The organism is Ignavibacteriales bacterium (assembly GCA_016214905.1).
In the GTDB taxonomy this organism is placed as follows: Bacteria; Bacteroidota; Ignavibacteria; order UBA10030; family SZUA-254; genus PNNN01.
This window is the reverse complement of the sequence record JACRMQ010000004.1, coordinates 229,173-236,505: the sequence shown is the minus strand read 5'-3', so window position 1 is coordinate 236,505 and position 7,333 is coordinate 229,173. Positions and strand designations below refer to the sequence as shown.

9 protein-coding genes are annotated in these 7,333 nt (G+C 41.0%); 8 read left to right on the top strand and 1 reads right to left on the bottom strand.

From position 1 onward, the window contains the following. Positions 1 to 127 precede the first annotated feature (127 nt). The 8 genes from HZB59_02835 (at position 128) to HZB59_02800 (ending at position 5,911) form a co-directional block, all read left to right on the top strand. Positions 128 to 613 (top strand): hypothetical protein, encoded by a 486-nt coding sequence (locus HZB59_02835; protein MBI5020348.1) that lies wholly within the window; start codon positions 128 to 130, stop codon positions 611 to 613. Then, positions 610 to 1,341: a hypothetical protein gene (locus HZB59_02830; GenBank protein ID MBI5020347.1), complete on the top strand. Its 732-nt coding sequence runs from the start codon at positions 610 to 612 to the stop codon at positions 1,339 to 1,341. Before HZB59_02835 ends, HZB59_02830 begins: the two co-directional genes overlap by 4 nt. A gap of 192 nt (positions 1,342 to 1,533) precedes the next feature. Further along, a complete protein-coding gene (locus HZB59_02825; GenBank protein MBI5020346.1) occupies positions 1,534 to 1,887 on the top strand; it encodes a hypothetical protein in 354 nt (117 codons plus the stop codon). Further along, positions 1,880 to 2,164, top strand: a complete 285-nt coding sequence (locus HZB59_02820; protein ID MBI5020345.1) for a hypothetical protein — start codon at positions 1,880 to 1,882, stop codon at positions 2,162 to 2,164. The genes HZB59_02825 and HZB59_02820 overlap by 8 nt, the downstream gene beginning before the upstream one ends. Before the next feature lie 252 nt (positions 2,165 to 2,416). Further along, the gene (locus HZB59_02815) at positions 2,417 to 2,875 is read left to right on the top strand and encodes a hypothetical protein (protein MBI5020344.1); all 459 of its coding nucleotides are present in this window, start codon (positions 2,417 to 2,419) and stop codon (positions 2,873 to 2,875) included. A gap of 506 nt (positions 2,876 to 3,381) precedes the next feature. Beyond that, complete coding sequence (locus tag HZB59_02810) at positions 3,382 to 4,089, top strand: DUF4386 domain-containing protein (protein ID MBI5020343.1); 708 nt, start codon at positions 3,382 to 3,384, stop codon at positions 4,087 to 4,089. Positions 4,090 to 4,294: 205 nt separating this feature from the next. Next, positions 4,295 to 5,500: a T9SS type A sorting domain-containing protein gene (locus HZB59_02805; protein MBI5020342.1), complete on the top strand. Its 1,206-nt coding sequence runs from the start codon at positions 4,295 to 4,297 to the stop codon at positions 5,498 to 5,500. A 51-nt stretch (positions 5,501 to 5,551) separates the two neighbouring features. Continuing rightward, entirely contained in the window at positions 5,552 to 5,911 is a 360-nt protein-coding gene (locus HZB59_02800; GenBank protein MBI5020341.1) for a DHCW motif cupin fold protein, read from the top strand. 29 nt (positions 5,912 to 5,940) lie between these two features. Here HZB59_02800 and hslU read toward each other — a convergent pair whose 3' ends face one another. Continuing rightward, the gene (hslU, locus tag HZB59_02795; protein MBI5020340.1) at positions 5,941 to 7,332 is read right to left on the bottom strand and encodes an ATP-dependent protease ATPase subunit HslU; all 1,392 of its coding nucleotides are present in this window, start codon (positions 7,330 to 7,332) and stop codon (positions 5,941 to 5,943) included. Between the last annotated feature and the right edge of the window lies 1 nt (position 7,333).

The following is a 7,333-nucleotide window of genomic DNA, read 5'->3' as shown; positions in this document are numbered from 1 at the left end:
TCTTTAATTACCTTAGAACAGAGGACTATGTCCAATTTTTCATACCGGCATCATACTATAAAGATCAAGCCATATTGGTCTATTTTCCTGTGCTTAACAAACTCTTTGATGTCGATATTGAGTGATTGTGGAACAAGGTGACGAAAACACAAGCGTTGAATGCAACCAACCTGCACTTGCACTGCACCTAACAAGCATAAAAATGAAACAGAAATTTACAAAGTTAAATCAAACGTCCTGCAATGTTGAACATACTGTTGCTCTCAAGAAATTTATTTATTATCGTTCGCAACAGTACGTCATTTTTATGCGAGACGTTCCGCAGCCATTCGCTCGCGACTGTCCCGCGAGCGAAGACAGAGGAACTCTTATGGATCGAATAATTCGCGGGACAGAAAAACGTCGCTCGCTCATTGACGGCTGCGGAATGCTGCGCGGGTTTCACCCTCGTTCCGCTTCTTCGCTTCGCGAACGGCGCGGAACATCGGGAAAAACTCCATGCTCGCTCGTATCGTCTCTCCAAAAGAAGGAGAGCCGTTCGCTCGCACGTTCGTTTTTCCCGCGCAGCATTATGCGCCATTGCGCGCGCGATTTATCCCTTGTGACACAATGAAACAATTGACCTTAATCTTTTTGATTATTGCTCTGACCTCCAGTTCTTGCAATCATTCCAAGGATGAATCGCGCCAGTTCCGAAATCAATTGGAACAACGCTTCCTTGAGGACACCACCGTCACACTACGAATCAATGGACACCCGCGAGCATTCAGGGCAAAGAAGGAGAATATGGCTCGCTTGATGGATTTTCAGAAATTTCTTGATGACTTTAGCAACAAACCTCTTTTGCTCGATGAATCTGAATCCATCGATGTCACTGGAGATGGTCGTCTTGAGAAAGTTTCCACCAGGATATTATTCCACGGAGATACCTGTGTTGTTTCCGCCAGGATCATGTCACAAGATGGACTTATCTACTCTGATGACTTACAGATCGATCAAGACTTTAATGCGGAGGTCATGTGGTGCAATGACTCCCTTTATTACCAACTGAAATCCCATTGCGATTTTTACTTGGCACTACTGAATCGATCTATTCTCGACGATTTCATTCCAACCCGAGATATGGATAAGCGCCGATTGGACTTTTTTCTCAGTCATCAACGAGGCCTGCTAGCGGATAGAGGTCTCGATTCAACTCATATCGAACTGGAAGTTCAGCATTGGAAGAACTACGTTAGTGAATTCAAAGGAAAACTCGTTTACAAAATGGACGAAAACGACAGAACGGTCTACTTATGGGATGAATCTAAAAAAGCATTCATTTGGTTTTACGCACCTTAGCCCCGCGCGCGCAACGTCGCATAACAGGCACAATAGCGACGCTGGAAAGAAAAGCCATCATGATTAGAGCCTCGCTCAACAGTTTTGCTCGCATGGCACGGGGACTATCGAATAGCTCACAAAACTGCCGCGCTATTGTGCCAGACGTTAAACAAAATTGTTTTTGTGCCTATAATAAAATAGGAAAAGTATATGAAAAAACTCGATAATAGAGACATAATATTAAACGAAACATTTCTCATTCCTATTGGCAGTGTCGGCTCGACAACTTGTAAAATTGCCGATTCTGCCATGGGTTTTGTTTTTATATTTAATGGTACAACCGATCCCAAATCAGCACCCGAATATTCTTGGGAGATTAAAGATAATGTTGTCACAATTACATTTACTAATTGGGCTGACCCACAGGGATTAGTCACAACCAAACCGTTGCCGCTTTTTGATCTTAATAATATCCATTATGGCTTTACTGCCGTAGATTTTCTTATCGCAAAACAAGTTCATTATTTCCATTTTCAATTATTGTCTGGAGGTAACTATGAATAAGTCTTTACCGCCAGTCATTTCAAACCAAGTTGGTGCGCAGAAATCGACAAAAGGTTTACGTGGACAACAAATAATTGAACACGGTAAAATTCGTGTCCGCCTTACTGCTGTTATTTTAATATGGTTCATTGCATTCATCTGTGTTTTAGGTGGATTATATCAAGCAATCTTTAATCCACAACAATCGAAAGAACTTTGGCTTGTTCTTGTTCCACTTATTTCTGCCGCCTTTTCAGGTTTGGTTGCTCTTGGTCTTGGTCAGAAACATCAAGAATAAATTTAGCCGCCCGTATTTGTCCAATGTAATATCCAAGAAAAAATATTAGCACAAATAAAACAATTATAAAAAATATGCCCGCTATAACAAGGAACAATGGCACAAAAACAACTTCGTTTAACAAGGCAAAAACTGTAAAATGAAAAATTGCTACACTCACAATTCATTACCCTATTATAGTTCGTTCCGCAATTTCAGTTTTTGCCAAATCGTTAGCTGCAATTGGTTTGCGCCGAGCTTTTTTGAATGACAATGACCGAAGATGAAATGAAACATAAAGTGGATAGTGTGTTCGATAAACTCGGAACTTCTCGCGAAAGCAATCAACGATCATCAGAATCAATTCGACTTGATCGCTTTGATACGAAATACATCATTCTTGGAGGTTTACTTGGCATCCCCGTGGGTATACTTCTTGGATTGCTGTTTGCAGGACCGATAAACATCTTTAGCACTGGATTCCTAATGAGGTGCTTACTTTATTCGACTGCGGGGATGCTATTGCTTTATACTATGTTTCCGTATGACAGATGGCTTCGCAAAACACTTGGGAATTTGTTTGGCGTGACTATTGAAAAACCTGATAGGGTATGGGTGATCTCATCCCCTTGCGGGCGCATCAAAAAAATATTCATGATCTTGCTGCAATACCCATTGTATATGTTATTTATTATGACGGTTATGCTCATTGGGTTGTATCTCTTTCACTGATCCGGATATGTCTCCCCTGCGCAAACCAACTTCAGCTAACACTTTATAAAAGGTTCCCATCAAAAGATGATGGGACAGGCGCCGTCAATAGAAAAAGATATCCTTTGTCGTTATTTATTAACGATGTGATCATGGTCGTCTAGGCGGCATCGATTGTACTAATAACTAACACTGCCGAGAGAACATCCGCAACAAAAAAGTAAAATGTCCGGAGCGGGCAACAAGTAGTTGGTTTTTCACGTATATCACCAGGTGCCTCAAAGTCAAATTCAATCAATACGAAAGACGCAAACGATGCGAAATATTATACGGAAATTGAATCTTTTATTTGCTCTTTTAATAATCGGACAATCATTATTTGCACAGCAGAAGATTCCTGTAATTAATGCAACGTCACCAGAATAAAATAAAGCATACCCTCATAACACGCAATCAAAGATTATTTTTTCTCAGGGCAGTATACAACACACTATGTCTGTCACCAATCATACTAACGGAAAATACATATGACACAACTCCAAAAGAATGCAAGAATCGCCGGATTATTTTACCTGCTCATGGCAATTACCGGTCCTTTCGTCCTCATCTATGTTCCCACGAAGTTATTTGTTACCGGGGATGCTGCCGCGACAGCTTCTAATATCTTTTCCAATCAATCGCTTTTCCGGGCTTATATTGTAGTCGGGATTTTTGCTGAGATGTTCTTCATCTTAACTGTGTTGGCACTCTACCGGTTGCTCAAAGATGTAAACTGCCAGCTTGCCAAGCTCATGGTGATATTGGTACTGGTCGATGCGCCTTTAGCATTCATCGGATCAGCGAACCAAATTGCCACACTTTCGTTCGTGCAAGGATCCGATTTGCTGTCTGTATTCGATAAGCCCCAACGAGATGCTCTTGCCACACTCCTAATCAACATCGATAAGCAGGGAGTTCCCGTCTCCGAGTTGTTTTGGGGATTATGGCTTATTCCTCTCGCATTGCTTGTCTATCGGTCGGGTTTTCTCCCTCGCTTCCTTGGCGTGTGGTTGTTTTTGAATGGTATCGCATATGTAACAATAAGCTTCTTTGGTATTCTGTTGCCGGAACTTGTGCAGATCGCCAACAAGATCGGTTTTCCTCTTCTTCTTGGCGAAGTAGCATTCTTGCTTTGGTTACTGATTGTTGGAGCAAAGCAGAAGCCGCCCTCCCAAACAGTGACTGACCTCGGATAAAGTGTTTGCTGTAATATGTTGACGACATATTCCTTTGTCTGCGCATAACAATCAATAATCCGACAATGGACAATAAAACCGATGAATATAAATCCTCGCTCAATACTTTTGTTTAGTCGAATGAGAGTTGTATATTTACAAAATTGTTTTGTTATTTTACCAAATGTTGACAGATACCCTCAAACCATAAAGGATTTGAAATACAATGAAAATATTGATAATAGTTGCATCCCTCCTGTTGTTTACACTAAGCACCTTTGCTCAAACTCGAATTGATGAATCCGGTTATCCGCTATCAACCACGAAGAAAGCATATTCACATCCTTACGCCGCAACAATTGATACGAGTTTCTCATTTGCCGATACTCTGCATTTCCCAGTGGGATATTCGCCGCGTCCGGGGCAATTCTCAAAGGATAGTTTGGAGTATTATCTCTCTTTAGTGTTCGGTTCTTATCGTCAATTGTATGTATTGAAAAGAACTGCGGTTGGAGAACCTTTTGGTGAACCTCAGCTTTTAGCAGGGACGATGAACGATACATCATTTCAAAACAATCAACCGAGTATTACCTTAGATAAGAAGACAATTGTGTTCGTTCGATCAGCCGGAGGAACATGGATTGAGAGTGATTTATATATCGCCACCCGAACAGATACTTCGTTACCGTTTGATTCTCTGAGGGCGCTTACAGAAATCAACTCTCTTGATACGGCAGATACATATCCTTGGATTTCACCGGATGGATTGCACCTTTATTTTACGAAAGGTGATGGTATCGAGGACGACTTATTTATGTCGACACGAAATAATCTGAACGAACCTTTCAGCACACCTGTTTTGTTGGAGGTAGACTTAATCACCTCCAGAAAGATCTCTTGCTGGTTGAGTAACGATGAACTTGAACTCTATTTCACAGCCGGAGAATCAGGTGATAGCGTGATGCATTCAATACGCCAGAATCCTTTAGATCCATTTCCTGCGCCTGTACTGATTCCGAGTTTGAGTAAATATGGTTTTGTAGCGGGTATAAGTCTTGCCGGAGATGAACTTTATTTATACAACGTAAATATATTCGGTACGGTGCGTAATATATTGACTTTCCGACGGAATATTACTTCTGTTGATGATAACATCCCGGATAAACCGGTAGATTTTATATTGAATCAAAACTATCCCAATCCTTTTAATCCAATTACCAATTTTCAATTTACAATTGACAATTATCAATTAACAATTCTCAAAGTATTCGATTTGTTTGGTCGTGAAGTAACATCCTTAGTGAACGAGGTAAAATACCCCGGGAAATACACGGTCAGTTGGGATGCAAGCAATTTCCCAAGTGGTGTTTATTATTATCGATTGCAGACAGGTAAACAAGTTGAAAGCAAAAAACTAATGTTGCTAAAGTAATGAACTATTTCACATTGTAGAACAACTTCCTTTAATAATAATAGGTTTTATATTAGCACTTATAAAAATATTCCATTCCAGACAATCGATTGGAAATTAATTCCTAAGATTGAATATAAAGGAGAAAGCGGTAGCGCATTTTGGCAAACGGTTCATTTTCCGGATTTAAGAATACGGATAGTAGAATATTCAAAAGGTTACTTGGCAGATCATTGGTGTCAGAAAGGACACATTGTCCATTGCCTGGAAGGAGAATTTTTAACCGAATTACAAAATGGCAAAGAATTTCTCTTGACTAAAGGAATGACATACGTCGTTACGGATGAACTGAGTTCACACCGTTCAAAATCAAAAGACGGAATAAAATTGCTTATAATCGATGGTGATTTTTTGAAACAAAGGATTGAATAAAAATACCCGCCATCATCCTACAGTACGGATTATAACACGTACCTGCTTAAATCTTTATTCTTAATTATACCGCTGAGTGCGTCTTCCACCATATCTCTTGTTATGTTGATAGTTGTATTGGAGTATTTATCAGGCGCATCGAATAGTATTTCTTCCAACAAAGTCGTCATAATCGTATGCAACCGGCGGGCGCCAATGTTTTCCACCTGCGAGTTTACCTCTGCCGCTAATTTAGCAATCTCACGTATCGCATCTTTACCGAAATTGAGCGTAACCTGCTCGGTAGCGAGCAATGCTGTGTACTGAGTTATCAGCGCGTTCTGCGGTATCGTAAGTATTTTTACAAAATCTTCTTCTGTTAAACTTTCAAGTTCAACACGTATCGGGAAACGTCCTTGCAATTCAGGTATCAAATCGCTTGGTTTTGCAACATGAAACGCGCCTGAAGCGATGAAAAGTATATGATCGGTTTTTACCATCCCGTACTTCGTCATCACCGTTGATCCCTCAACAATCGGAAGCAGGTCGCGTTGAACACCTTCGCGCGAAACATCGGGACCACCAGAATGTCCGCGTTCCCCTGCTATCTTATCTATCTCATCAATAAAAACAATACCTGAATTTTCAACCCTCTCAAGAGCTTCTTTCACAACAGAATCGGTATCGATAAGTTTTTGAGTTTCTTCCTGAATAAGATGCGCGCGAGCTTCGCCAATCGTCATCTTGCGCTTTTTTGTTTTCTTCGGCATTATGTTTCCGAACATCTCCTGAATGTTCATACCCATCTCTTCGGTGTTGAACGGACCGAACACTTGCATGGCAGGCATCGAGGAGGTGGTAACATCTAATTCTAAAACCCGGTCCTCCAACTCTCCGTTTCGTAGCTTCTCACGGAATTTTTCGCGTGTTGCTTTATTATCTTCAGTTTCAACTGCATCTTCAACTGCCTGCGGATTCGTATCATTTTGCTGTTTGCGTCGTATTGGAGGCAATAAAAGATCGAGTATTCTATCTTCAACCAGACGAGTAGCTTTATCCTGCACTTCCTCTGCTTTTTCGCCTTTAAGCATGTTAACAGAGAATTCCATCAGATCGCGCACCATCGATTCAACATCACGCCCCACATAACCAACTTCCGTAAATTTTGAAGCTTCCACTTTGATGAACGGAGCATTCACTAACTTGGCAAGCCGCCTCGCAATTTCGGTTTTACCAACACCTGTCGGTCCAATAAGGATGATATTGTTCGGCATTATCTCTTCGCGCAATTGGTCAGATGTCTGCAATCTGCGCCATCTGTTTCTGATCGCAATCGCAACCGATTTCTTCGCGGCATTCTGTCCGATAATATATTTATCAAGTTCTTTTACAATCTCACGCGGCGTCAACTCGCGCGCCGGTGACTTTTTTGATTTTTTCATC